Annotated in this window: 25 protein-coding genes and 2 pseudogenes; 10 read left to right on the top strand and 17 right to left on the bottom strand. The window is 60.9% G+C overall.

Annotation, left to right across the window (positions count from 1 at the left end):
- Positions 1–77 precede the first annotated feature (77 nt).
- Together HDG32_RS19920 and HDG32_RS19925 are read right to left on the bottom strand one after the other, a co-directional pair.
- Positions 78–1217 (bottom strand): Gfo/Idh/MocA family protein, encoded by a 1140-nt coding sequence (locus HDG32_RS19920; RefSeq protein WP_184070053.1) that lies wholly within the window; start codon positions 1215–1217, stop codon positions 78–80.
- A 3-nt stretch (positions 1218–1220) separates the two neighbouring features.
- Positions 1221–1988: a sugar phosphate isomerase/epimerase gene (locus HDG32_RS19925; protein WP_184070055.1), complete on the bottom strand. Its 768-nt coding sequence runs from the start codon at positions 1986–1988 to the stop codon at positions 1221–1223.
- Positions 1989–2321: 333 nt separating this feature from the next.
- Between HDG32_RS19925 and HDG32_RS19930 the strand changes: the two genes are divergently transcribed.
- A complete protein-coding gene (locus HDG32_RS19930; RefSeq protein WP_184009354.1) occupies positions 2322–3314 on the top strand; it encodes a LacI family DNA-binding transcriptional regulator in 993 nt (330 codons plus the stop codon).
- On the opposite strand, the gene HDG32_RS19935 is transcribed toward HDG32_RS19930, so the two are convergent.
- From HDG32_RS19935 to HDG32_RS19950, 4 genes are all read right to left on the bottom strand, one after another.
- Complete coding sequence (locus HDG32_RS19935; protein WP_184070057.1) at positions 3287–3571, bottom strand: hypothetical protein; 285 nt, start codon at positions 3569–3571, stop codon at positions 3287–3289. The two genes, HDG32_RS19930 and HDG32_RS19935, sit on opposite strands and share 28 nt — an antisense overlap.
- Positions 3572–3931: 360 nt before the next feature.
- Positions 3932–5335, bottom strand: a complete 1404-nt coding sequence (locus tag HDG32_RS19940; RefSeq protein ID WP_184070059.1) for a saccharopine dehydrogenase NADP-binding domain-containing protein — start codon at positions 5333–5335, stop codon at positions 3932–3934.
- 44 nt (positions 5336–5379) lie between these two features.
- Positions 5380–6087 carry a hypothetical protein gene (locus tag HDG32_RS19945; RefSeq protein ID WP_184070061.1) on the bottom strand — a complete coding sequence of 236 codons (708 nt, stop codon included), beginning with the start codon at positions 6085–6087 and terminating at the stop codon, positions 5380–5382.
- Positions 6088–6524: 437 nt separating this feature from the next.
- The gene (locus HDG32_RS19950; protein ID WP_184070063.1) at positions 6525–7124 is read right to left on the bottom strand and encodes a hypothetical protein; all 600 of its coding nucleotides are present in this window, start codon (positions 7122–7124) and stop codon (positions 6525–6527) included.
- A 124-nt stretch (positions 7125–7248) separates the two neighbouring features.
- Here HDG32_RS19950 and HDG32_RS19955 point away from each other — a divergent pair, with 124 nt between their 5' ends.
- Positions 7249–8160 (top strand): LysR family transcriptional regulator, encoded by a 912-nt coding sequence (locus HDG32_RS19955; RefSeq protein WP_184070065.1) that lies wholly within the window; start codon positions 7249–7251, stop codon positions 8158–8160.
- A 167-nt stretch (positions 8161–8327) separates the two neighbouring features.
- Here HDG32_RS19955 and HDG32_RS19960 read toward each other — a convergent pair.
- From HDG32_RS19960 to HDG32_RS19970, 3 genes and pseudogenes are all read right to left on the bottom strand, one after another.
- Positions 8328–8716, bottom strand: a pseudogene (locus HDG32_RS19960) (IS21 family transposase); the annotation flags it as partial.
- A 561-nt stretch (positions 8717–9277) separates the two neighbouring features.
- Positions 9278–11392, bottom strand: a complete 2115-nt coding sequence (locus tag HDG32_RS19965; RefSeq protein WP_184070067.1) for an acyltransferase family protein — start codon at positions 11390–11392, stop codon at positions 9278–9280.
- Positions 11389–11874: pseudogene (locus HDG32_RS19970) on the bottom strand (DDE-type integrase/transposase/recombinase); the annotation flags it as partial. The gene HDG32_RS19965 and the pseudogene HDG32_RS19970, both read right to left, overlap by 4 nt.
- A gap of 185 nt (positions 11875–12059) precedes the next feature.
- Here HDG32_RS19970 and HDG32_RS19975 point away from each other — a divergent pair.
- A complete protein-coding gene (locus HDG32_RS19975) occupies positions 12060–12404 on the top strand; it encodes a hypothetical protein (protein ID WP_184070087.1) in 345 nt (114 codons plus the stop codon).
- A gap of 314 nt (positions 12405–12718) precedes the next feature.
- On the opposite strand, the gene HDG32_RS19980 is transcribed toward HDG32_RS19975, so the two are convergent.
- A complete protein-coding gene (locus HDG32_RS19980; RefSeq protein ID WP_184070089.1) occupies positions 12719–13174 on the bottom strand; it encodes a GNAT family N-acetyltransferase in 456 nt (151 codons plus the stop codon).
- Between the two features lie 226 nt (positions 13175–13400).
- Here HDG32_RS19980 and HDG32_RS19985 point away from each other — a divergent pair, with 226 nt between their 5' ends.
- From HDG32_RS19985 to HDG32_RS20010, 6 genes are all read left to right on the top strand, one after another.
- Positions 13401–13781, top strand: coding sequence for a DUF2946 domain-containing protein (locus HDG32_RS19985; RefSeq protein ID WP_184070091.1), 381 nt, complete (start codon positions 13401–13403; stop codon positions 13779–13781).
- Between the two features lie 106 nt (positions 13782–13887).
- Positions 13888–14781 carry a hypothetical protein gene (locus tag HDG32_RS19990; protein WP_184070093.1) on the top strand — a complete coding sequence of 298 codons (894 nt, stop codon included), beginning with the start codon at positions 13888–13890 and terminating at the stop codon, positions 14779–14781.
- Between the two features lie 18 nt (positions 14782–14799).
- Positions 14800–15165: a copper resistance protein CopC gene (locus HDG32_RS19995; protein WP_184062103.1), complete on the top strand. Its 366-nt coding sequence runs from the start codon at positions 14800–14802 to the stop codon at positions 15163–15165.
- 2 nt (positions 15166–15167) lie between these two features.
- Positions 15168–16073 carry a CopD family protein gene (locus tag HDG32_RS20000; RefSeq protein ID WP_184070095.1) on the top strand — a complete coding sequence of 302 codons (906 nt, stop codon included), beginning with the start codon at positions 15168–15170 and terminating at the stop codon, positions 16071–16073.
- A 115-nt stretch (positions 16074–16188) separates the two neighbouring features.
- Positions 16189–16635: a copper chaperone PCu(A)C gene (locus tag HDG32_RS20005; RefSeq protein WP_244145121.1), complete on the top strand. Its 447-nt coding sequence runs from the start codon at positions 16189–16191 to the stop codon at positions 16633–16635.
- 120 nt (positions 16636–16755) lie between these two features.
- Entirely contained in the window at positions 16756–17265 is a 510-nt protein-coding gene (locus HDG32_RS20010) for a VOC family protein (protein ID WP_260336533.1), read from the top strand.
- A 259-nt stretch (positions 17266–17524) separates the two neighbouring features.
- Here the strand turns inward: HDG32_RS20010 and HDG32_RS20015 are convergent, their stop codons facing one another.
- From HDG32_RS20015 to HDG32_RS20045, 7 genes are all read right to left on the bottom strand, one after another.
- Positions 17525–17899 (bottom strand): BON domain-containing protein, encoded by a 375-nt coding sequence (locus HDG32_RS20015; RefSeq protein ID WP_184070097.1) that lies wholly within the window; start codon positions 17897–17899, stop codon positions 17525–17527.
- 124 nt (positions 17900–18023) lie between these two features.
- On the bottom strand, positions 18024–19148 hold the full coding sequence (locus HDG32_RS20020; protein ID WP_184070099.1) for a porin: 1125 nt from the start codon (positions 19146–19148) through the stop codon (positions 18024–18026).
- 78 nt (positions 19149–19226) lie between these two features.
- Positions 19227–20867 carry a 3-(methylthio)propionyl-CoA ligase gene (locus HDG32_RS20025; RefSeq protein ID WP_184070101.1) on the bottom strand — a complete coding sequence of 547 codons (1641 nt, stop codon included), beginning with the start codon at positions 20865–20867 and terminating at the stop codon, positions 19227–19229.
- 230 nt (positions 20868–21097) lie between these two features.
- Positions 21098–21934, bottom strand: a complete 837-nt coding sequence (locus tag HDG32_RS20030; RefSeq protein WP_184070103.1) for an SDR family NAD(P)-dependent oxidoreductase — start codon at positions 21932–21934, stop codon at positions 21098–21100.
- 5 nt (positions 21935–21939) lie between these two features.
- Positions 21940–23217 (bottom strand): MFS transporter, encoded by a 1278-nt coding sequence (locus HDG32_RS20035; protein ID WP_260336534.1) that lies wholly within the window; start codon positions 23215–23217, stop codon positions 21940–21942.
- A gap of 75 nt (positions 23218–23292) precedes the next feature.
- Positions 23293–24348, bottom strand: a complete 1056-nt coding sequence (locus HDG32_RS20040; protein ID WP_184070105.1) for a 3-keto-5-aminohexanoate cleavage protein — start codon at positions 24346–24348, stop codon at positions 23293–23295.
- A 45-nt stretch (positions 24349–24393) separates the two neighbouring features.
- Positions 24394–24801, bottom strand: coding sequence for a carboxymuconolactone decarboxylase family protein (locus HDG32_RS20045; protein WP_184044320.1), 408 nt, complete (start codon positions 24799–24801; stop codon positions 24394–24396).
- A 143-nt stretch (positions 24802–24944) separates the two neighbouring features.
- Here HDG32_RS20045 and HDG32_RS20050 point away from each other — a divergent pair, with 143 nt between their 5' ends.
- Complete coding sequence (locus HDG32_RS20050) at positions 24945–25979, top strand: AraC family transcriptional regulator (protein WP_184070107.1); 1035 nt, start codon at positions 24945–24947, stop codon at positions 25977–25979.
- Positions 25980–26153: the final 174 nt, after the last annotated feature.

Consider the following 26153-nt stretch of genomic DNA (forward strand, 5'->3'; position numbering starts at 1 on the left):
GATGAGCCGGGGCGTGATCTGATGGTCGCAGTCGGATCACGTCGCAACCGGCTTGACCACTGCGGAAGTCAGGTGAATCAGTCGGCGAGAAACACCTCTTCGCCTCGACCCAATGGGACGACGACGGGTCGCTGCACGACGGTCTCCATATCGATGTGCCGCCCCTCGCGCGACGAGCGTTCGAAGGCATCCAGCACCTCCAGCACGTGTAACGCCAGTTCGCCGCTCGCGCGATGCGGCCGACCTCGGCGCAACGCCATGGCCATGTCCAGCACGCCCACAGCGCGGTAATTGGCCACCCGCGCACCGCTCCTCAACGTGAAGTTGTCGACGCCAAAAGCATGGACCTGTGTGTCGAGCGGCTTAAAGCCGCTATCACGTTCAGCCACGCGCGGACTCCCGCCAAAGAAATTGGGATCGACGCCCAACAGGCTACCTTCCGTGCCATAGATCTCGATAGGCGCACGCTGATGGGCCCACACGTCCCAGGAGGCGCTCATCACCACGTTGGCCCCACCCTCAAAATGCAGGATACCGTTGACCGTGGTGGGCACCTCGACCTCGATGACCTGGCCCCTCAGCGGCTCACTGGAGATGATGCGCTGGGGAAAACCGATGGTGGCGCAAGCAGACACGCGTGCCACCGGCCCAAGCAGGTTGACCAACTGCGTCACGTAATACGGGCCCATGTCGTGAATCGGGCCGCCGCCAGGCTTGAAAAAAAACTCAGGATTGGGATGCCAGGACTCCATGCCGCGGGACAACACGGCCACGGCCCCGCCAATGGCACGCCCAATGCGGCCCGCATCGAGCGCCGCGCGGCACGCCTGATGGGCCGCGCCGAAGAAGGTGTCCGGCGCGCAGCCCACGCGTAATCCCGAAGCCTCGGCTCGCGCCAGCATCGCGCGTGCGGACGCGAACTCGGTACCCAGGGGCTTTTCGAGGTAGACGTGCTTGCCCGCCTCCAGAATCTGCAGGCTTACCGGCACATGCGCGTGCGGCACCGTAAGGTTGATGACGATTTCGATGTCGGGGTCGGCCAGCAGCGCAGCCACCGTCATCGCGGCAACGCCGTGCTGCGCGGCCTTGGCCCGGGCGGCCTCCGGACGCAAGTCGGCGCAGGCCTTGATGCGGACGAATTCCGAATTCGCCGCGCCGGTGAAATAGGCATCGCTGATGTTGCCGCAACCGATGATGCCGACGAAGACAGGTTTCATGGATCAGGCTCCGAGCTGGTGCAGATAGGCAAAGGCATTGCGGGCGAAACGTTCGCCGTCGCTGGGATTGTCGTGCTCGGCGGCGAGGAAACGCGCCCCCGCTTCGCGGCAGGCGGCGGCCAGCGTGGGCCAATCCATGACGCCGTGACCGACGTCGGCCCAGCCGTCCTCGTCCAGTTTTTCACCCGCGGGCGCGAGGTCTTTCGCATGGGCCGAGACCACGCGGCCCGTATAACGACGAAGCCATGGCAGAGGATCGGCGCCGCCGCGCACGAGCCAGGCTACATCCACTTGCCAGCCGAGCGGCCTTGCCCCGGCGGACTCGAACAGCAGTTCCAGCGCCGTTGCGCCGTTCTCCTTGGCGCTGAGTTCCCAATCATGGTTGTGGTAAGCGAGGGCGATGCCCTGAGCGGCTAGCCGATGGGCGAGGCTGCCCAACTCGTTGCCGAGCGCCCGCCAGTATGCGGCGTCACTGTCGCGCTCGGCGGGCGGCACCGCGGGCATAACCAACTGGGTGATACCGAGGGTCTCGCACGCCGCGGTCACTTCGTGCAAACGCTCACGCAGCATGGCCATGCTGAGGTGGCTGGAGGAGGCGCTAAGGCCGCGCGCCTGAAGCTTGTTGCGGGTGTCGGCCGCATTTTCGAGCAAGGACCCGATCAGCTCCACCTGGCGAAATCCGGCCTGGGCGGCAATGTCGAACTGCCGGTCGAGTTCGCCCGCATTGCGCAGGCTGTAAATCTGGATGGAAATGGGCAAGGCTTGATTCATGGTCGTCAATCCAAAGAGTCAAGGTGGATGCGGCACGGATGGCCTACGGAGCTGGGCGCAAGCCAAAAGGTAAGCGCTTTCCCGTTTACCTGGAACAGGGGCTTTACCCTATGCAGCAGGGATCGGCACAAACAGGAGTACGCGAGAAGCTTCGGATAAGCGGATTGCATAACGCTGCGGTTTGCAGCAACACCATGGATTCCCGCAAGCCGAGTCTGAATCCCCGCTCAGTTTTGAGGTTCGATGACGCATGGAGGGGGAAAGCCTTTTCCCGTGATGCTAAAATTGTTACCTTCCTGCTGGTGACAGACCCGCCGCTGCCTGAACGAACCAATGCGAAGCAAACCCTCCATCGAAGCCGTTGCCCGCGAGGCTGGCGTTTCCATTGCCACGGTGTCGCGTGTGCTCAACGGGACGAAGGCCGTGACGGCGGCCACGCGTGAGCGGGTCGAGGCAGCCGTACGGGCACTGAACTACCGGGCCAATCCGTTCGGCCGCAGCCTGAGTACCGGTCAGAGTCGCATTCTGCTGATGCTCATGCCGGATTTCGCCAACCCCTACTACGCCGAGATCGTGCGCGGGGCCGGCGCGGTCAGTCGCCAGGCCGGTTACACGCTGCTTCCGGCGGACCTGGAAGCCTGGACTGGCACGGCGGACGCCTCGCTGCCGACGCTGGCCGGCAGTCTGAGCGACGGCGTCATCAATCTCGTGCCCATGTCCGACCCGGCAGCCCGGCGCGAGGCGGCGAACGGCAAGCCATGGGTCAATTGCTCGGAATTCTTGCCCGGTAGTGACGTGCCTTATGTCAGCATCGACCACCGCCAGGCCGGTACGGATGCCGTGCAGTACCTCATCAACAAGGGCCACCGGCGCATCGGCTTCATCACCAGCGATGAGCGCTTCCTGTATGCGCGTCAGCGCCGCGAGGGCTATGACGCAGCACTACTGCGCGCCGGTCTCGCGCCTGCGCCCGAGCTTGTCTGCGTTACTGGCGACAATAGTTACGCCGCCGGAAGCCAGGCGGCGGCAAAGCTGCTGGCGGTGGTGGATCCGCCGAGCGCCGTGTTCGCCGTGTCGGACACGTTGGCCATCGGCGCGATCAAGGGCTTTAGCAAAGCCGGCCGGCGGGTGCCGCACGACGTGGCGGTAATGGGCTTCGACGACGTGCCCATCGCTGGCATCTTCGAGCCGGGGCTGACGACCGTGGCCCAGCCCATGGTCGAGCTGGGCGCCGCGGCGGCCGAAATGCTGCTGGCGCTGCTCGACGGCCAACGCCCAGCGTCGCGCATCCTGCAGCATCAGCTGGTGCTGCGGGAGTCGGTTTGAGCGGTCGATCGGGAGAAGTCAAGATCTGCTTTGCCCACTGAGGTGGTTTGTAGCTGGCTCAGTTTTGGTGAGGCTGCCGGCGGCGATGCATTTCGGCCACCTTGCTCCCACGGCTCATGAAATCGTTCGTTGAAGCTTTCGTGGTCGCCGTGGTTGGGGCCGTCGCTGTGGCGGTTTTTGCTCAGTCGAGCCAGTCGAAGACCCATCAGCAAATGCTTGAAGAACTGGTTCAGATCGGAATTCCCGGCAGCGCTCAACCTTTGCGCCGCAGTTGTTGCCCCTGTGGTATTTGTTGATTAAGGCTGATGACGCGCCGAGCGTGAACATCCGCTGGCTACTGCGGAAGCGCCGATAGAGCACGTGCGGGCGCACGCGAGCGAATGGCTGGAGATGGGCCGGTTACCACCCGATGCGCTCGGTTGTTGTCGACCCGTTGCTGCCCGTCAGAGAGCTTCTGCGAATGTCCCAACCTGCGGGAAAAGCGGCCGTTCACCTCCCGACTACGCAACACGCCCGGCGGAGCCTCGGCAACCCATATTGCCCTGGAGATCGGTGGCCGAAAGCCAGCATGTCGCCGGCACCGCTGATTGACGAGCCGGCAGGTAGTTTTTGAGAGGTCAAAGTAGGAAGCAGTCGAACTGGTAGGGATCCCCTTTGCCGTCCGCGCAAGGCGTCCAGTCAGTCATTACTCCGCCCACCTTGCCTAAGTATGGGCCTGCGATGTTGAGAATAAAGTCGTGTGCTAGATTCCCCGGGTCGACCAGACCTGCGCGCGGATGACTATGCACCCATAGCAGTCCCGCTAGCACGCCCGCCGCGACCTGAAGGCTAGTAGCACTGTTGTTTGGAGCTAGCCTGCGGGCCTCTTCCAGAGATAGCAGAGATCCATACCAGTAGCCGCCGAAACGCGGGCTAAGCAACAAGACGCCCAATTCGTCCTGTCCGCTGACGAGACCAGTTTTCAGCAAGCGCTGCCGAGCCTGCGGTTGCCAGTCGCGCGCAGCCAACTCCAGGAGTGACTGCTCCGTATCGTCGCACGGCCGGTAAGCGTAGCAGACTGTAGGCCTATAGATAAGCTGACCATCGCAGTGGATGCTCAGGTAGTCACTCATCGCTACCGCATCGAACAAACTTATCAGGAAAGCGTTGCCAGCGCCGTCGGCCGGAGTCCAACTGCGAATACGGGTTGCCGCACCTCGCTTCTGCAAATAGATTGAACTTCGGCAGCCTTGCAGGTGCGCGCCCGCTCCGGGCGGGAGCAGCGTTTCGTGACTGCCCCATCCAATTTCAGCCGGCTGACAGCTCTCGGCAAGAAACCCGTCCACGGACCACGTGTTGACGAATTCATCAGTCTGCTTGGGTTGCACATCCACCTGACTATCGCGCTCCGCGACGTGGATCACCCGGACGTCAAGCTCATATGCCAGTGATGCCCACTGTTCCCGCGTTTTTGGCCAGGCCGCAGGCATGCCCAACGGCAGGCCGCATATGGCGGCTAAATCCAGCAATGCGTGCTTGAGGAAGTGAAAAGACAATCCGGGATTGGCGCCATGAGCAAGCAGTGCCGTCGACCCCCAATCGTCGTGCTCCTTCAAGGCGAGAGCCGCTTCGCGCAAGACATAGTTTGTTCGTTCGGCCAGTGGAAGGTTGGTATCGAGTAGATGCCCCTGCCAGGGTTCGATACAGGTATCCAGGTAATGGACGCCACGAGGCTGACACCACTGAAGTAAGGCTAAGCTCGACACATTAACGGCCAAGTTCAGCAGCACATCACCGCGTTTGAGGTAGCGCGCCAGGAAAAGCTGGAAATTATCCGCCGCAAGGCGCGCGCTTATGAACTCGCACCCCGCTGCGTTGGCCTGCTCGCTTCCTTCATCGCTTGCCGACGCAACGAGTACCCTTGCCAACGAAAGATCAAAATGTCTAAACAGTAGTGGCAGCAGTCCTTGTCCCACGCTGCCAAAGCCCAAGAGCATCAACGTATTATCGAATTTTGCGAGATGGCCGTTGTCTTGCATCATTTTTAATTATTTAATTGTGCAACATTTGCTGCGGATCAGTCCCATCATAGATGCTCCGACTTCCGAGGAAGCGCGGAACGTTGCTTTTTTATTAATTCTTCCTGGGATCTACCTACAGGTCTAAATATTTCAAAGAGACCCGGTTCGTACCATGAAGCACGCTCCGCAAAATAAACACACAGGAACGGGCTTCGACCAAAAAAGTCCGAAATATATTCATTCCACTCTTTCCATGACGGAGTTCCATCGCCCAGAAGACGTTCGTGCTCTTGTATTGAAGAAAAGAAATCGAGTATATATTCCGTGAAAGAAGTAATTTTCTCTATATCCTCGCTAGAATCCACGACTGCGTTGTCGTAGAAATACTTGCGAAGGTGCGGATGATCGATGAACAGGTGACCGAGATCGAATACTCGCTGTGTGATGTTTATGTAGTGCCCCAGGTTCATCTCTTTCCCATGAAGCGTAGCGGATTGCTCAAGGCTTAGCATCATGTCTCTGTGGCTTACCTCAAGGGCCTGTTTATGTCGGTCGTTTGCTTGCTGGAGTTCTGTGGAATGAAGCTTGGCGGATTGTTCAAGGGCCTCTCGATGCCGGTCGTTGGCTTGCCGGAGTTCTTCCATGTTGTGCGCAAGCTCTGCTTTGGATTTCTTCGCGGCGGTTTTTGCCGAGACAAATGCGAAAACGGCCGAGACGCTTGCGGCTATGGCGCTTAGGTATGCTGCAACTGTTCCGATAGGAGAGTCACTCATTGCAATACCTCACTCGCTGTATCTCGCATATTTTGTCTCGCCGTCACAGTGATTGAATGCGGGATAGGCCACATACAAGAGAAGCTTGTAGGGCGTCGCTATGAATTTCGCCGTGGTACTTGTCGTCGCCCAGAGGCCAGCGTGACGCGTCGAGACGCGAACCCCGCGTGACGCCGACTAGCGCTGGATCGAACCGCCGTCGGCGTTCAGTTCATGCGCTGCACAGCGGAACGACGGGGGTTTGCGAGTGGCGGAAACGGGGCCGCTGTGATCAGTCGGATTTCTCGAAGGCCAACATCCACGGTCTACGAGATTCGCGGCGGCCCAACGGCCGCAACGGCGAACACTCCGGCCGTTCGCGCAAGAATGCGGCTGTCTCTTCATGGCCGCCCCCTGCCTGTCGGCGATCGGCGGAACCCGACCACCCGGCGAGCAACCTATTGCCGCTCCCGACGCGTGTACGAATACTGATGCGCGAGCCATGCCATCCCGGTTCCGTCCGCCATGATGAAATGCTGGTCTTTCCTGTCCCGGTCAAGTCCCTGATGGCTGATGACCTCGTCCATTCGCAACATCTGGCCAGAGACTGCTTCGCCGTTGCCAGGCAAGGCGAATGGCTCGAACGTGAGGGTGATATTGTCCGCATCGCCTCGCGCGAAGCTCCATGCCGGCATGATGCCGACTGCGGCGCGAGTGTCCATCGATACATAATCCCACCGGCCTTCAACCCGATTGAAACTGAGATAATCAATCCGCAGGATCGCCGCGCGATCGTTGGCGGGATATAGGAACTCCTGCAGCATCGAGCCAATCAAGCGACGCTCGGCGACCAGTCCGGTCGTTGTCTCAGGCGGTGCCGACGGCGAACTCCACACCGTCTCGGTCACGTCCCAAAGACCCGTGCGCTCGACGAGCGTCTGATTCTCCGGGCCGAGTTCGCTTAACCGTGTTGATGCAGGGACCGGCTTGGACTCGGCCATCCTGGCAACGAGAAAGGAGCCGAGCGTGACTCCCAGAAAATGCCGGCGATCGATCATGTCAATTCTCCAAAGTGACGTTTGAACTCGCTGATCTGAGTCGATCACTTATCGTATCGTCGATTTTTAGTCTACAGTGCGGATATATTTTCTCGATATTGGCGCTCCAAACGATACAAAGAGGATGATCGTGACCGAGGAATTCAATGACATTCCCGCTTTTGTCGCCGTGGTGGAAGCCGGCAGTTTTTCCGATGCCGCGCGTCGGCTGAATCTGTCACGCTCCGCTGTGGGGAAGGCGGTCTCGCGCCTTGAAGAGCGCGTCGGCGGGCGGCTCTTTCATCGGACCACCCGTGCGCAAAGTCTCACTGAAGACGGTCAATCGTTTTACGAGTATTGCCAGCGCGCGCTCGTCGAGTTACGTGCCGGGCAGGATCTCATGGACTCCGGTCGTACCGAGATTCGCGGCAGATTGCGTGTGTCGATGCCCGTGCTGTTCGGCCGCCGATGTGTCGCGCCGATCCTCTTGCGACTCTCCGCGGCGCATCCGAAACTCGAACTGGATATGCATTTCAGCGACCGGCTGGTCGATCTTGTCGACGACGGATTCGATCTCTGCGTGCGCAATGGACCTCCAGGACAAAGCGCCGGCCTGATCACCCGCGAGATTGCTACAGAACGCATGCTGGTGTGCGCGTCACCTCGCTACCTCGAGGAAAATGGCACACCGGAAACGCTCGCCGATCTTGCGGCTCATCAAGCGATCGCTTATGGTCGGCGTGGGCGGGTTCAGTCGTGGTCGTTTCTACGGACGGGCGGTTCGCCCTGTTACGTCACACCGCCGGCAAAGCTTAACCTCAACGATATCGAAGCAATCTCTGATGCTGTTGCAGCGGGTTTTGGCTTGGCCTGGCTGGCGCACTGGCTAGTACGTGACCGGCTTCGGGCCGGTGAACTCGTGGAAGTGCTCCCAGCCGCAGGCGCCATCGTGTCGAACATCTCTTTGATCTGGCCGGCAACGCCCCATCTGCCCCAACGCATACGCAGCGCGATCGACGCCTTGACAAGCGAAGTCGCGGCATTCACAGCAGCTTGACTTGCTTTGCGGAAACCTGAAGAGCCTTTTCAAGTAACCGAAAATGGGCGACGTCGGAAAATTTGGTGCCTTCGAAGCGACCTTGCATTCATCAATCGGCGTGAGGTGTCCTTCCGGCCCCTCAAACGGCCGTAGCGGCACGCGTTGGCCGAGGCTCAACCTTCAGTTTGGAAGGCCTGCGGCGTCTGCAGCGGCGGCACAGGCGGGCTGTCGATCAGCCGGCTCAGGATGTTCAGCGCCGTTTGCTTGTTTGGGGCGCCGGCTCCGAACGCCGACTCGACGGCTGCGAGCACCATCTGTTTGTCGTTCAGCAGGACCAGCGCCAGAATCTCGACCATCTCGCGGTCCCCGCCGGGACACTTCAAAAACACCTGCAACTTGCGGAACTGGCTGGAAACGCGGCGAAGGGTGCGCCATTGCGAAGCGCTCCAGGTTTGCGCTGCAGAACTGCCAGGCAGTGACGCCAGTCGTAAGTGGTTTCGCCAGGGTCGTGACTGCGCTTAATGCGCCCGTCGTGCTCGGCAATCACCTGACCTTTGGTGGCGAAGACAAGCTTTGTCGACGATCTACATCGTTATGTCGAATGGCTCAAAGTGGCCGGTTGCAGTCTCATGCAATGAGCATACGCTGCCTGAACTTCGCACGAGCTGCGATCGGCAGCACGCGACCCGCAACGGCCTGTTATCTTGATCCGAAACGGACGCTCACGCTGGCCGGATTTTCGCTTTCCAGAAATACCCTGCAACCGGTGAAGTTGAACCGGTTCGCCGCAGCCTCGGCTCCACTTGCCAAGGGCGTTGCCGGTATAAATCACTGCACAACGCGGGCTGCGAATCGGATGCCCAATGCCCGCCATGGCGGGGAACCTGGCAACAGACACATGAACCACGAACCGACCTTGCTAAAAAGGGAGAGTCCCTATAGGTTGTAACGGCACTCCATAGCCCTTGAACGAAACCGGTGCATCGGCCGACGGCAGAACGGAGAGGGAACCTTTCTGCATGCCCCATTATATTCGTCGCCCCTCCGTCAACCTGACAGTACCCAAGCTCGCACAGCCGGTACCCGATCTTCGGACCAACTACCTCGCCAGCCATCGCCGGAACTCTTCCCCGCATCAGCTCGCGGACCCCGCTTCCATAAGCTTGCTGACGAGCTGCTTAAAGCTTGGCAACAGAAGCCTGTTCGCATAGCCGCTGAGGTGATCGCCATCGAAGACGAGCGGCCGGCCGTCGGCGGTGTGCGTTGAGCAGACCGAATCTGGGCACAGTGGTAGCAACGGGTCCCATACGCTAACTTCGGGGACCGCCTGCACGATGTGCGCATAGGATTCGAGCACCGGCGCCCGCAAGGCTTCCAGATCCGCACGGGCGATGCGGTCGCCGCCGGAACAGATGGGATTGTCGCGATTGAACCAGTCCGAACATCGGAACGGCTGGCTCCGAAACTCGGGTGTCGGCCCCTCCAGGATGACCTTCGCCCCTTTGGCTGCCAGTTTCTGCAAGATTGGAATGGCCTCTCGCACGCCGTCTACCCGGCTTTGCACGGCCTCTGGACCAAACATGTAGCCCCAGGCACTCGAGTCGTCGAAGCGGGCCCACTCGTCGGAGAAACGTGGCAGCCGCAGCGAAGGCAGGAAGACCACGTCACCGGGCCTGACCTGCGCCTCGATTTGAGCGATTGCCGCATCCGTCCCCGGCGCACAGCTCGCCACCTCATCGTGTTTGCGCGGCAGGAAAGCCATGAACGGACAGCCTCCATTGTTGTACGCGAAGACCTTCACGCCAGTATCCCGGGCGAATTCGCGCAACATCCTGTTGTAGGCCATCGCGTGCGAATCGCCGATCACGTACAGGCGCCCGCGATAGGTCGCCGGAAGCGAACATCCCGCACGTGAATATGTCCATACGGGCCCCCCGTTGAGCTTCGTCCTATTCCACGTGTCCAGACATCCGTCATTGCTGGGCTCAAGGGGGCGGCTCGGATACCAGTCGTCGGCACGTTGTGACACCACGCTCAGCGACAGATTCAGTTTCAGTTGGGCTGCCTGAATGCCGACCCACAACAGCGCTCCGCACGTCAACGTAGCTAAGCCCGCACCTACGAGAGCGGGACGCCGCATGCCTTTCAGGACCGCCGAGCGCCGCACGGGATTCTCGACATAGTACCAGGACGCTGTTGCCAGCGCGAAGCTCAGTACGGCCGCAAGCACGCGCCAGACAGGCGCATCGATCCCCGTCGTCCACCGCAGCAGCACGATCACAGACCAGTGCCAGAGATAAAGCGAATATGAGATCTTGCCGACGAAAGTCACCGCTGGTGAAATGAGCAGCCTGTGCAGCCAATCCCGCGGCGCTCTTCCGTGCAGCGCGTACAGTACGCCAAGCGTGCCGGCAACCGGCAGCAGCGCTCCCGGAAAAGGAAGCTGCTCCGGGCGCAAGACCTTGAAACCGGCCGCAAGCAGCACCAGCGAACCAACGAGCAACGCCATCGAACCCAGCGTCCCATTGCGGTCGATCACGCCGAGCGGGCGCTTCGCGAGCGCGAGGAACTGGTATAGCAGGATACCGGATGCCAATTCCCAGAAACGCCCTGGAATCAGGTAAAAGTTTAGCCCCTCATTTCGCCTCGAAAGCCACCATGCGCTCAACACGGACAGAGCGAGCCCGCCGGCGAACAGAACAACGCAAAGCGTCTTTCTCGGACGTTTGCTCACCCACATGAAGAAAAGCAACGGAAAGATCAGATAAAACTGCTCTTCTACCCCAAGCGACCAAGTATGCAGGTACGGGTTGAATTCGGCGCGTGGCGAAAAATAGTCATCGCCGATGAACGCGAGCACCACATTGCTCAACCCAAAGAAAGCAAAGAAGCCGGTGTATTTGTTGGTATCGCTCAGCCACGCGTTTGGAATGAACAGTGCTGAAAACAAGCCGGTCACCAGCAGGCACACCACGAGCGCTGGCACGATCCGCTGCACTCGACGCGAATAGAAATAGAACACGAAGCGCGAAAACTGCATCGATTCGAGGTTTCCAACGGATGCGCTGACAACAAACCCGGAAACCACGAAAAAGATGTCGACCCCTGCAAGCCCGCCGGGTAACCACTGCGCGTACAGGTGATAAACGATGACCGACAACACTGCGACCGCACGCAAACCGTCGATGTATGCCGCGTGCGCCGGACGGGTGAGTTGCGGCGCAGTAGTAGCGTTATGACGTGGATTCATGGCATGAGAGTTAATGAGGTCGGTCGGAATCCGTGGACGCCAACGGGTTTAGCAGCGATCCTGTTCAAGTAGAAACGCTGCGTGAAAACCGCGGGAGACAGATAGTCAAGCTGCGCTTGTGTCCGCTGCCGGTCATAAAGAATCTCGATGTATTCCGTGATCTCTTGCTGCGCCTGCTGCCGACTGGCGAACCGCCGACGATAGGCCAACTCGCTCTTCAGCGTGCCCCAACATTATTCGATCGATGCGTTGTCAAAGCAGTTTCCTCGTCTGCTCATCGAGGCTTGCATGCCGAACTGGCTGACAAGATTCTGGTAAGCATGCGCGCAAGATTGGCTGCCGCGGTCTGTGTGGTGAATCAGGCCGGCCGGCGGCCGGTGCGACGCGACCGCCCGAAACACCGCCTGCATCACCAGATGCTTGCTCATACGCTCGCTCATCGCGTAACCGACCAGCTCCCCGCTGAACAGGTCCTTGAGGCCGCCGCAGGGTTGCCGGAACGTCTGCTCGCGCGGGGTTCAGACCTGCTCCGCTGATTCCGCGGCGATCATTGCATATTTCATCTCGATAAATAACCAGAAAAAGCGAAGGTGCCGTTGCCCTTTCTCTCGTTTGCTCTTACGCACGATTGTGACGTAAAAATTTTAGGGAAATGTATAGGCCCGCGATGTATTGCGTGCGCTGCCCCTCAGAAGCGATAAGAAATGTCGACTTCATCGTCGAGGAACTTCATCGGCGCGAACCGGAGGATCCATCGCGCATCGGTGCGACGCGCATTGCCCTGCAGAACCAGCGTAGCAATCTGCTTGCCTTCGCTGGCGTGCTGGACCAGAAGCTCGGCGCCATGGACCGCGCGAGCGGCGTTTCGGACCCCCTCGTGCGGGCGACTTGTCTGCTGCACCGCAAGCCGGACACCTCCGTCACGTTTTCGCAGGCGTGGAACCGGCTGCACGCCGCCATCGGCCACAAGTTCCACGATCTCTACACGGCCGTGTCGCAGGCTCGACGATGAGGACAGCGCTGACTGCCAGCGTGAAATACGCATCGGCCCGATCAATACCGACCCAGACTCCGACGGCGAATGCAAGCATGAGCGCGACACTACGTGCTATGGCATGACTGCTCTGTTCGAAATCACACAAACGCCCGCTCTTCGATGTCTACTCGAAGTCACATGTAGTCCTGGTCCAAGTGTCGGCAATTTGGGCGATCGTGCCGACTGACCGCTACTGCCCGAACTCGGCAGTACATGGTTAGGCGTCTGGACGCTCGAACTTCTGTCGCCGACTCCAGCGATGGGCCGCGCCCTATGAATACCAATGCAGCCTAGCTTTCTTCCTGTGTGTCAATTGGCTGACGCACATAGTAGATATCCCATTCTCCTTCGTCAGTCTGTACAAATCCGTACCGCTGGTAGAAGCGGTTTGAATCACTGCCGCGTAGAGCACCGAGGCGGATTGGCATGCGTTGCGCGTCGGCGTTCGCGAAGACGTCCCGCAAGACGGCTGCGCCGATTCCTTTCCCTTGGTGCGCCGGCAGAATGTAAAGGTGGTCCAGTAGCCAGTAGTCTGCCTGTGGGCGGATGAGGATAAAGCCCGACCGAACGCCATCGACCTCTATGAATCGACACCGCGCAGGGTCGAATGACGCGAGGAAGCGCTCGCGGGCACGCTGCGGGTCGAAACGACCGATGCGCTCCAGACTCTCGCGCATCGCGGCGATACGAATGGCGACCAGCGTGTCGGCGTCGGACTCGGTTGTATCGGAAAAGGCGATGTTCATTGGGAACGGCTTCCGGTCAAAGGATTCGCGAGGCTTACTTCTTGTGCGAATACTATCGCGCCGAATCGATTGTCACCAATTTGCACTTTGGGGCCGAAGGTCCGTATATGGCCGACTTGAGACTTCTGGCAACACGGCAAGCTGTCACAGGTCGATGCCTGCAAGTAACACATGGCATAATGCGCCGCATTCACCTTCACCAGACCAATATCGAATCGTCGGCCTTATGCTGAGCTGCTTCTGCCGGAAATTGGGCTCCTATCTGGGATTGCTGGCAATCCTGATGGCAACGCTCGCGCCGACGGTTTCGCAGGCACTGGCTGACCGCAACGAGGCTGGGCTTCCTTCAGCCTCGCTCTGCTCCGCACATTCGACTCCAGGCAATCCGCCGGGCAACGAGGACACCTCCCACTCGCTGGCTGCTCACTGGCATGCTTGCGGCTACTGCAACCTGATTGCGCACATGCCCGTGCTGCCGAGCGTCCAGCCTGAATTTGCGGTCACGGTCTGGGCCATCCAGCATCGCGTTGCGACGCGGTTCGAGAGCATCCGTCGCGTCGAACCGCTGGCATCCGCCCAGCCGCGCGCGCCCCCCATTTCATCCTGAATTGAGTCCTGGTGGCGATGCCGTGCACGAACGCATCGCCAGGCGTCGTCGTGTCTCTTCACAGACTCGCGGCGGCGCGATGACGACCTCAATCAATGGATGAAACATGAATGCCAATACCTTGCGCCATGGCAAACCCTTCTTCGCCACGGCATCGATCTCGTTCGCCGCAACTGCGCTCCTGCTCGCCTCATCGCCAGCCGCTGCCCATGCCATCGCGGGCGACCGCGTCTTTCCGTCAACGTTGGCTGTCGATGATCCAGGCGTCGGCGATGAAGCTAACTTCGAATACGGGCATCTGCGTGTTCCTGGAGACAACGGCGATCAAAGCATCAATACGTTCAGCTTCGAATACGACAAGCTGATCACGTCAAGGCTTGCCCTGTCCGTCGACGGCGCTTACGTGATGCAGAACAATCCGACTGCGCACGGGTTCGATAACTTTGGAGTCGGCCTGAAGTATCTGCTGTATGTGAACGCCCCGCACGAATTCATGACTTCAGTCGGGGTGCATGCGGAATTGGGTGGAACCGGCAGCCACGCGATTGCGAACAGCTTTTCGACCATCTCGCCGACGATCTACGTGGGCAAGGGTATGGGCGATCTGCCTGACTCACTGGCCTATCTCCGACCCGTTGCCATTACCGCCGAAGCTGGGCCTTCGTTGACCACCGGGGCCGGTCAGCCCAATTCTTTCGACTACGGTTTCACGGTCCAGTACAGCCTGCCCTATCTGCAGCAGCAGGTGCATGATTTCGGCTTGCCGCAGCCGCTCTCGAACATTGTTCCCATCGTCGAGTTTCCGCTATCGAGAAGTCAGGGCCAAACCACTGGCACAATCAATCCAGGGTTCATCTGGATCAACCGCTATGGCCAGTTCGGTGTCGAAGCCCAGATACCAATCAACAGCGCGAGCGGTTCGCATGTGGGCATCCTGGTACAGGCCCATCTTTTCTTCGACGATATCGCGCCGAAAACACTCGGCAAGCCGCTGTTCTAACGTGTAAGGAGTCCTCTCATGAAACTGCACACGATTGCACGCGCGGCCATCGCCGCGCTGATGATCGCCGGCTGCAATCTCGCGCAGGCGCACGCCTACCCGACCCAGGAGGCGCCGGGGGCCGGTGCGACCGTCACGACCTCGCAGAAGGACGTGGCGATCGACTTCGACGATGGTCTGGAGCCCGCATTCAGCTCGATCGCCGTCACCGACTCGCGAGGCAAGTCCGTGACGAGCGGCAAAGCTGCGGTTGACCCGTCGAACAGGAAGCACATGTCGGTAGGGCTAAATCCCCTCGTGCCGGGCGCCTATACCGTCTCGTGGGTCGCCGTTGCCGACGACGGCCATCGCACCCAGGGGCATTACACGTTCACGGTGAAGTAACGGTGGATCCGCTCGTCGTCGCCCAGATTGCACTGGCCGCGATGCAGGACATTCTGTTTGCCGTCGCTACCGGCGCTCTTGCATGCGGCGTCCTGGGCGCGCGTAGCGGATTGCCTGGGCAAGACACGATGCGAGTCTGGCGGACCGTCGCGTCAGTCGCACTCGCTCTCACCGCCCTGGCGTACCTCTGGCTTCAGGCCGCAATCATGAGCGGTTCGCCGCTCGGTGAAGCTGGTTCGGCTATCGCCCCAGTACTGACGCAGTCCCACTTCGGTAAGGCGTGGTCGATCGGCGTTGCCGGCGCGCTGCTCGCGGCGTTGAGTGGCCTCAAGAAAGAGCGCGGCTCAGCGCTCTTTGCTGCGGGGTTCGTCCTGTGGGTCGCGGGCAAGGCAGCCGCGAGCCATGCGGCCGACTCCGGCGACTTCTCGTGGCGTGAGGCGATTCACGTCGTCCATCTTTCCGCGACTGCGCTTTGGGCCGGCAGTGTCATCGTCGCCGCGATCCTGTTGCGCCGACTCGAACGCGAACCAGGCCGTCCGCCCGGCCGGAGGGCTGCGTTCTGCTCGGCGCTGTCTCATCTGGCGACGGCGGCGCTCGTGTTTGTTCTCGTCACCGGTTTCTACAACGCCGTTCAGGACACGGCGCAGGCCAGCGCGCCGCTGTTGCGCACACACTGGGGCCGGTTGCTCGCCGCAAAGCTTGCATGTGTGGTCCTCGTGACATTGCTCGGCGGCTGGAACCGGATGGCGATTCTGCCCGATCTGCTCGTGCTTGCCGAGCGGAACGATCCGGATTACCCTGCCGCGCAACGCCGCTTCGACGGCGTTCTCTCTGTTGAAGCGATCGTCATGCTCGCCGTACTTGCGCTGGCTGCGGTGCTGGGCCATACGTCGCCGACGGGCGGATAGCGGAGCGACCATGTAGACATGCGACCGATATGACGATCGAGCGGCGCCCCGGTGCCGCGACGTACGTCCCGCCAACCCGTCACATTTTCATTAACGTAGAACAGGAGGTTATGCCATGCACCACCCCTTCTTCCGCCTGGCTATCGCGCTGCCGCTCGCGGCTGCTTCGCTAACCGCTTTCGCCGCTTCGTCGGGCGCCATGATGGTGTCCGACTGCTGGATCCGCTCGATGCCGGGCGATGTGCCGTCCGGCGGCTACTTCAAGCTGATGAACATGGGTGACAAGCCCGTCGATCTCGAAGGTGTTAGCACCGATGCGTTCGGGATGTCCATGCTGCATCAGACGCAGACTACCGGGAGCACGTCGAAGATGGTCATGGTCGACAAGGTGACCGTCCCGGCCAACGGGACACTCGCATTCGCGCCGGGCGGCTATCACGTGATGTTCGAGAAGGAAAAGAAGCCGCTGACGGTCGGTTCGACGGTTCCCGTCACGTTCAAATTCAGTGACGGCGAGAGTATCGTCGGGCAATGCGCGGTGAAGAGCGCAACCGGCCAGTAATGACGCTTGCAGGCCGCGCGAAATCGATCGCGAGACTCGAGAGCGCGGGCTGCAACGATTCGGGCAACCGGCGGACGTTTGTGTCTGGTCAATGATGCTCGATGCGCTCGGCGATGTGAAATGATGCTGCGCCGTGGCGACGAGCGAAAAATTTCGGCCGAGTTCGCCCCCCTTTGCGGACATCCGGCGCTCGGAGGAAAATGCCCGTGCGAATCTCTTCCGAGGCTGCCCGACATGGCTAAATTTCAGCCCGATGGATGGCATACCGTCACGCCCCGAATCGTCGTACGGGATCCGGAAAACCTGATCACATTCATCAAGATGGTGTTTCAGGCACAGGGCGAATTCCGTCACGGGCGGCCTGCCGAAATCATGATCGGCGATTCCGTCGTGATGGTTAGCGGCGGAGACGGCCTTCGCGATCCGATGCCGGCATTTCTGTATGTCTACGTCGAGGACGCCGATTCGACCTACCAGCGAGCGATTGCGGCGAATGCGATCTCACACGAAGTTCCGACCGACATGCCATACGGCGACAGGCGAGCGATGGTAAGAGATCCGTGGGGAAACACATGGCAGATTGCCACACATCAGCGCGACCTCTGTGCTGCCGAGATCCGTTCAAGGTAGGGCGTTACCGACAGCAGCACTTTTCTGTCGGTTCGTCTATTCGCTAAAGCTCAAGAACGGTGCGGCACGCTCGGTCGACGTTGGGTGTTTTGCCTCCCGACGAATGCCGTCACCCCTTCGACGAAACCGGGCTCATCTGCGCAATCGATCCATTTGCGCCGTCCGCCAACCAGATGCGCCGGCAGACTGATGTCGTAGGCAGAGCGGTGTCGCTTCGGTGCAAGCCTGGCAGCGGTCCGGACTTACTGACGAGGACCACTTACTGGCCGAATACGCGTTTGAGTGTCAGATTGTTTTTCACGGTTGTCACGCCCGGCACGGTTTCGGCAACCCCGGCCGCCCTGTCGATCTGCGCTGCATCGGGCACCGTGCCAAACAGCGTCACCGCGCCACCTCTCGCACGGACACTGATGTTTGAAGCACTGATCTCCTTGTCCTTCATGAGCGCAGCGCGTACCTTCCTGCCGAGCGCGCGATCAGCCTGTCTGGAACTCGCCGAAGCGCCGCTGCCCGGCGACGCCATCACGGTTGACGCTGGCGCACTGCCCGATTCGCCAGGCTGGGACCATGCATTGATCCATGTCGTCACGATCAGTGCGCCGACCGCCAGTTCGAGTGCCCTGATTACCTTCATTGCTTTCTCCAGTCTTCCTGAGTCTTGTGGGATCCCCGTTGGAATCGCTGTTCTGCTACCGCGGGGCGAGCCGGCACGCTTCACCGGCCAGCGGTCTTCATTTCGAGCCCAATACGGAGGATCCCTAGAAGTAGTGGCGCATCCCGAGCATGACCGCCGTCGTCCCGAGGCCAGGCGCGACGGGCTGGCCGTACGTAATCGTCTGCGTCATATCTCCGTGGTTGTTCACCCAGCCCACCTGGCCATAGAGCAAAGTGGCCTTGGACAGACTGTATTCGGCGCCTCCGGCGACCTCGAGCGATTTGTTGGCCGAGCTGTTCCTGTCCTTCAGGTAGTACACGCCACTGGTGAGCTTGAATGCCGGTGAAAACTGATAGCCGAGGCCGGCCGAATACAGGTCGAGGTTGACCAGATTCGCGTGCGCCGGATTCCTGCCGTTGGTATATGACGCGGAAATGGAGAAGGCGTGATAGGTGTACAGCGCCCCGAGGTAGTAGAGGCGGTTGTTGGCGAGTCCGGTGGGCACCGTCGTCGGTCCGGGATTGGTGTCGTGACCGTTGTAGTAGACGGCTCTCAGATTGAGGCCATAGTTCGAGTATTTGAGCACGGCGGACTCGCGCGTGCCGCCCTGGAAGCTGCCTGCCACACCGCCGGGCGCATATTCGAGCGCTGCGGACACGCCGGCGAATGTCGGCGACTCGTAGACGATCGCATTGCTGTCGTACAGCGCGCCGATCGGTCCGTTGGTGCTGGTGCCGGACCAGCCTGCGGCCTGGTTCATGCCCAGCCATGCCGTCAGGATGCTGCCGAAATACTGGCCCGCCCGCACGTCGGTATCGGCCATCGCGTAGGCCATCGGCACGATCTGGCGACCGAAGTTCACCGTACCGAACGGTCCCGACACGCCGAGCGTCGCGAACTGGTTGAACTGCGCCACCGCGCCCGGCGTATCCGCCAGGCCGAACTTGCCGGTGCCGCTGTCGAACGACCCCTGCAGCTTGAAGTTCACGTGATAGCCCCCGCCGATATCCTCGGTCCCCTTCATGCCCCAGATGCTCGCGTAGATCCCGCCGTCCTTGTAGCGATAGACCGCTCCGAGGTTCTTCGCCGCCGGACTGAACGAGGCCGCCGTGGTGCTTTGATATAACAGCCCCGAATCGACGACGCCGTACAGCGTCACCGACGATTGTGCGTATGCCGTGCTTCCCATTGCAGCCACCGCAGCCGCCGCTGCCCATTTCACTTTCATTGCGTCTCCAGTTTTATAGCTTTAATCCACCCGTACCGACGTACGTTCAATACTCAACACGCCAGGCCACCTGCTTGCTTAAGACGGCAACAGATAGTCCTGAAACGCTTCGCGCAGCTGGTTCTTCAGCACCTTGCCGGTAGCGCCAAGCGGCACCGCATCGACAAATACGACTGCATCCGGCGTCCACCATTTCGCGATCTTTCCTTCGAAGAACGCCAGCAATTCTTCGGCTGTCAGCTGTGCACCGGGCTGTTTCACGGCGACAAGCAATGGCCGCTCGTCCCACTTCATATGCTTCGCCGCAATGCAGGCCGCGCTCGCTATCGCGGGATGCGCGGCTGCGAGGTTCTCGATCTCGATCGAGCTGATCCACTCGCCGCCGGACTTGATCACGTCCTTGCTGCGATCGGTGATCTGCATGAAGCCGTCGGCGTCGATGGTCGCGATATCGCCGGTCGGGAACCAGCCATGCGCGTCGGCATCGATCCGCAGCGGGTTGCCACCTTCATTGCGGAAGTAGTTGCGCACCACCCATGGGCCACGCACCAGCAGATCGCCCGAGCTCACGCCGTCCCATGGCAGTTCCTGGCCGTTCTCATCGAGGATCTTCATATCGACGCCAAATACCGCGCGCCCCTGTTTGGACTGCAGGGCGCAACGGTCTTCCGGACCCAGTGCGAGGTGCCTTGCTTTCAACGCGCCGATGGTCCCGAGCGGACTCAGTTCGGTCATGCCCCATGCGTGCAGGACCTCCACGCCGTACCCATCCTGGAACGTGTGAAGCATTGCGGGCGGGCAGGCTGCGCCGCCAATGACGGTGCGCTTCAGGGTCGAGAAGTTCAGGCCGCCTTGCTCGAGCCAGGTCAGCAGGCCTTGCCATACTGTCGGCACGCCAGCCGCGAAGGTGACCTGCTCGGCTTCGACGAGTTCGTAGAGCGCTTGGCCGTCCAACCCGGGGCCGGGAAAAACCAGCTTGGCCCCGACCATGCACGCGACATACGGAATGCCCCACGCATTGACATGGAACATCGGCACGACCGGCAGGATCACGTCGCGTGCCGAGCAGTTCAGCGCATCCGGCAGTGCGGCAGCGAAGGTGTGAAGCAGCGACGAGCGATGCGAGTAGAGGACGCCCTTCGGGTTGCCGGTGGTACCGGACGTGTAGCACAGCGCACAGGCGGTATCCTCGTCAAAATTCGGCCACAGGTAGGTCGACGAGCTGCGCTCGAGCAGATCTTCGTAGCACAGCAGGTTGGCAATGCCGGTATCCAGCGGCATATGCGCGCGATCGGTCATCGCGACAAACGCCTTGACAGTCTTGCAGCGGCCGGCAATGGCCTTGACCAGCGGCAGGAACGTCAGATCGAAGAACAGGACCTGATCTTCCGCATGGTCGACGATGTAGGCGATCTGGTCTGCGTGCAGGCGCGGATTGATCGTATGCATCACTGCGCCCATGCCGGATATGCCGTAGTACAGCTCCATGTGGCGATAACCGTTCCAGGCGAGGGTGCCGACACGGTCGGACGGCCTGATGCCCAGACTCGTGAGCGCATTGGCCATCTGTCGCGCGCGCCGGTGACAGTCGCGGAAGGTGTAGCGATGGATATCACCCTCTACCCGCCGCGACACGATCTCCGTATCCCCATGATGGCGATCGGCATGCACGATCAGCGAGGAAATCAGCAACTGCTTTTGCAGCATCAAACCGTTCATTTCGTTCGTCCATTCTTTAAAGCAGGGTCACGAACCGACATCGCCTGCGGCAGCATTCGAGCCATTGGGCGCCTGCGGTCTTTTACCGCCGGTCAGTCGTCTTTTGTCAAAGACCGATCTCCAGAAGCGCTTACAGTCCTATTCGCACAACTGATTGTTATGGCAGATGCTGAAGAGGTCGATGCAAGGATTTTCAGGCGTGATCGCTTCAGGTCGCGCGGCGCATCCGGTCATATCACTACGCCGCCATTCGGGCTGATCACCTGGCCGACCAGGTAGTGGTCGCCGGCCAGATAGGTCACCATCGAGGCGTATTCCTCCATCGTGCCCAGGCGTCCGGCTGGCACCACTTGCCAGAACTGGTTGCGCTTTTCCTCACCGGCGGCCTCGAAGTATTCCGTGAATTCGGGAGTGGCCACACCCCCTGGCGCCATCGCGTTGACGAAGATATTGGCACCCGCGACTTCGGCTGCGACCGACTTCGTGAAGGCGACCACCGCGCCCTTGGTGGCGCTGTAGTGCGGGCTATGGGCGCTCATGGCCGAGATGCCCGCAATCGACGCGATGTTGATGATCCTGCCGTCGCGCTGCGGCTGCATCAGCCTGAGCGCTTCGCGGGTGCAGTAAAAGAGGCCGTGCACGTTGACGTCCCAGTAACGATGCCACTCCTCGTCGCTGATGCTGCTGGTGAAAGCCAGCGATTGCCGCGGCACGGGCGTGGTGATATAGGCGTAATGCCTGTTGCGGCGTTCCGTATCGATCGGCGTGTTCGGCACGAGCGCGGCGTTGTTGACGAGAATGTGCAACGTCCCAAAACGCTCGACGATCGCGGCGAACAGGTTGGCGACTTCGCTGCTGGACGAGACGTCGCAGCGCAGCGCCAGACACGGTGCGCCGGCCGCTTCCACGGCAGCGCGCGTTTCTTCGAGGGCCGGCATGTCGATATCGCAGATCGCGACCCGTGCACCGGCGCGGGCCAGATCAACGGCGATGGCACCGCCCATCCCACGACCGGCACCGGTGACGAGGGCGACACGCCCTTCCAGATTTCGATGTTGGTCTTGCATTTCCATTACCTCGCAGGTTGTATGTTTTGCAGCGCGAGCGCACGCTGCCTGCGCGAGGCGCGCGCCGCGAGGGCGAAAAACAGCGCCGAACTGATCGTCAGCACGTCAGTGGCGATCAGGACACCCGTCAGCGGAGCGGTGGCGCCAGCCTTGATGAAATGATCGGCGGCCATCCCGATGACCACGGTGCCGATGGCAAGGGCGAATACGTTGATCGACAGCATCGTGAATCCGAAGATCGTCGAGCGCATTTTCTGGGGTGCCATGCTCATGATCGCCGCCGCCCCCGGGCCGTACACCGCCAGCGGCAGGAAGAATCCCGCGCACATGCCGATGTAGAACAGCGGCGAACTGACCGGGACGAAACGACAGGCCAGCATCAACGGCGCGCAGATCACGACAAGGAGCGCCATGAAGCTGGCGTGTCCGCCGCGCAGTTTGCTCGCCACACGATCGCCCATGACGCCACCCATCACCGCGCCCAGCGTGCCGAACACCAGTTGTAGCGCGCCGATCCTGGTGGCAATGCCAGCCGCGTTCATGCCGCGTTCGTTGACGAGCCACAACTGCGAGAAGGAAAAGCTGGCAAAAACGAGGTGGACCAGTACGAAACCAACGATCACGAAGCCCAGCGCACGGTTGCTGCCGACGGTGCGCAACACCGCGAGCGCCTGGGCTACGAACGGCGCGCCGCGTTCCTGCGGTGCGAGCTGGCTACGGTCTTCCTTGAGCAGCGCGAGCGGCAAGGCAACGGCGACGCCGATGATGCCAAGGACATAGAACGTGGTCCGCCAGCCATGCGTGGCGCCAAAGCTGCCGGCGAGCAGGAAACTGCAGCCGACGCCCATGGGGATCCCCATGAAGAACAGCCCCAGTGCCGTGCCTCGTCGCTTCTCCGAGAAGAGCTCAGCCAGCAGGGCCACCGCGGCAGGTACCAGCGCCGCCTCGCCGCTGGCAACGAAAAAGCGCGCCACCACCATCTGCTCAAAGCTCTGGGCATGGCCCGAGGCCAGCGTGCAGGCGCTCCAGATCAGCACGCCGGCGGCGATGACCCGGGTGCGGCTGAAGCGGTCCGCAAGGGTGCCCATGAACATCGCCATCACGCCGAAGCTCAGCACCCATACCGCGCCGACCAGAAAGCCGTATTGCGTGTTGCTGAGCGCCAGATCTTTAATGATCTGCGGCGAGAAACCGAGCAGCATATTGCGGTCGATATGTGCCAGCAAGTGGATCACCAGTAGCGATGCCAGAACCGCAGAGGGGTTTTTCTTCCAGAACATCATCTGTCTCCATGCCTGAGAGGGTTCAGAGCGAGGCGCAACGCGATACGCTGCCGCGTTGCGCCCCGTTATCCGCGCTCAGGCAGCCTTGCGTGCCGGCACGTCGCGCCGGCCGGACGTGCGATTAGGGACCATGCGCAGGTTGTCCAGCGTCTCGTCGACCGAACCCCACTGGGTGCCGATCTGATAGATGCGGTGGGCATCCTCGCCGCTCGCGATGTCGCGATTGAGCTCGCGCGCCATGCGCACCATCTGCTCGATCTGCTGCACTGAAGTCGCCCGCTCGCCGTTCGGGCCGAACAGCGTGTCTTCGATACCGACCCGTACATGCAGGCCCAGCGCAATCGCCAGCGTATTCATCGGCACCACGTTCCGGTTCAGCGTTTCGAACGTAAGCACCGCGCCCTCCGGGGTGCGGCGGGCAAACTCGATCATGTCGGCGGGATGCAACCCGGCCGCGCCGCCGCCAATTGCCACGTAATTGATATTCAGCGGACCGCTATACGCACCGTTGCGAATAAGACGCTCGACCGTTTCGAGTTGCGTCAGATTCCCCAGCATGAACTGCGGCTGGATGCCGTTGGCGGCGAGACGCCTGATGTGTTCGACGTGCCATGAGGGATTGGACGGCACGATCATGTCGCGATAGGCAGCCTGCAGCGCCGGGTTCATGAGCGAGGTACCCGCGATGTCGGCCTCGGTCATCAACTCCATCACGTTCATCTGGCTGGTGTTGATTGCGACGGTGACCTGATCCGGACGGGGGTTCAACTCCGCGAGCATGTGACGTGTGTCATCGTTTTGCCATTGGGCCGCTTCGCCTTCATTCTCCGGCGCGAATGAGATCGAGCCGCCGACCTGCAGCACCATCTTCGGCACAGCATCGCGCAGACGGGCAAGCATGTCGTTGAACTTCGACAGGCGCTTGCTGCCCTTGCCGTCCTCTTCGCGCACGTGCACGTGCAGCACGGTCGCGCCTGCGTTGTAGCAGTCGACGGCCTTCTGCACCTGCTCGTCCATCGTGACCGGGATATCGTCCGAATCGCCGGGGATCCATTGCGGCCCATAGGGCGCCACCTGGATCACGAGTTTTTCCTGGTTTTCAGGCAGCAGGGAGTCGTCAAGGAAATGCATGGTCTGTGTTCCTCTTTGAAAATTAATGAAGTGACGGCGCTGACGTCAGGCAACGGCCTGCGCAGCGTCGACGTTTGCCTTCTCGAAGGCGGCCAGTTCTTCCAGCAGGATCGGCGCGCCGAGACTGGAGGAATGAATGCCAAGGACGCTCACCGCCTGTAAGACCGCAGCGATTTCTTCCCTGGTGGCGCCCAGTTCGAGCGCGCGGCGGATGTGACGGCGTGTGCCCGGCGCATACATATGCGTGCAGGACGCGTCGACCGCGATGGCGAGGAACTCGAACACCTTCGGTTCCAGCACACCCGACATCACGGTGTGCATGCCCATCGCCATGAATTTCTCGGCCCAGACAGGATCGAGTTCTGCAATCGCATCCCAGGCGGGATTCCAGTTGCCGGTTGCGCGCAGCTGATCGCAGACCGGGGTCGCGCTGCGGCTCGTCTCATTGCTCATTGTTTCGCCTCCTCTCGAACTTCTCGAATTTCCGTACGCGTTGGTCATCACGCGTCTCTGGAGGCAAGTATCGGATACTGGCAAATAGCGGTTTGACAGATTGAGGCAAAAAATTTACATTTTGATGCACGAGGGAAAACCATATGTCCTATCTGCTTCGCAGTGCCGCCCTGACCAGTTACGTCGAAGTGGCCCGATCGGTGGGCCTTGATCCCTACCAGCAGTTAAGTGATGCCGGCATTGACCGTTCTGCGTTGCTGAACCCCGACATCATGATTCCGGCCGAGGCAGTGGCGCGGTTGCTGGAAACCTCCGCCCAGGCCGCTGCCGTCGAGGATTTCGCGCTGCGCATGGCCGAGACCCGCCACCTCTCCAACCTTGGCCCTCTCGGTTTTGCGATGCGGGAACAGCCGACACTGCGCCGCGCGCTCGAATCGATGGCGCACTATCTGCGCCTGCAGAACGAAGCGGTGGTGATGCGCGTCGAGGAAACGGCAGGACTCGCCATCATCCGGGAAGACCTCATGGGCGGCATGCCCGGCTCGATGCGCCAGGCAACGGAGTTGATGCTGGGCGTCCTGTATCGGACGCTTGGCCTGGTGCTGGGCGCAGCGTGGAAGCCGCGCACCATCTGTCTCACGTACAGCGCTCCAGCCAGCCTCGCCATGCATACGCGTGTATTTGGCGCGCCCGTTGAGTTCAACCAGGATTTCGACGGCATCGTGTGCCTCGCAGCGGATCTCGACGCCGCGATTCCAGCTTACGATCCGGTCATGGCGCAGCAGGTGCGCCAGTATCTGGATTCGATGCTGCTTCAGTCCAACGCAACCATGTCCGACAAGGTCAGGAAACTGGTCATTGCGCTTTTGCCGTCTGGCACCTGCTCGGCCGACCGGATCGCGCAGCATCTGGGCGTGGATCGCACGACCGTGAATCGCCACCTCGCCCGTCAGGGTGACCGCTTTCTGTCGATTGTCGATGCGGTGCGGGTTGAACAGGTGATGCGGTATGTCAGTAGCGGCGACCGGCCGCTGTCTGAAGTGGCTACGCTGGTAGGCTTCTCATCGCTGAGCGCGTTTTCCCGCTGGTTCAACGGCCGCTTCGGCTGCAGCGTTTCGACGTGGCGCCGCGAAAATGCACAACGAAGTGCTGGGGCCCGCGATGCATCGCCTGGCTAGCCATCGCGTTGGGCCGCTGATTCTCGTAGCAAGACGACGGGCGAAGCGGAGCGGTGAACCAGGGATCAAATCAACATCGACGAGTGTTTCGTGTCCAGCCGGAAGGGGACGACCAACGAGCCTTTTCGAGTGGCTGAAAGTGGCCGGCCCTTGCCGGTCGTTGCCCCACGTCGG

The organism is Paraburkholderia sp. CI2, from assembly GCF_014201055.1.
In the GTDB taxonomy this organism is placed as follows: Bacteria; Pseudomonadota; Gammaproteobacteria; order Burkholderiales; family Burkholderiaceae; genus Paraburkholderia; species Paraburkholderia tuberum.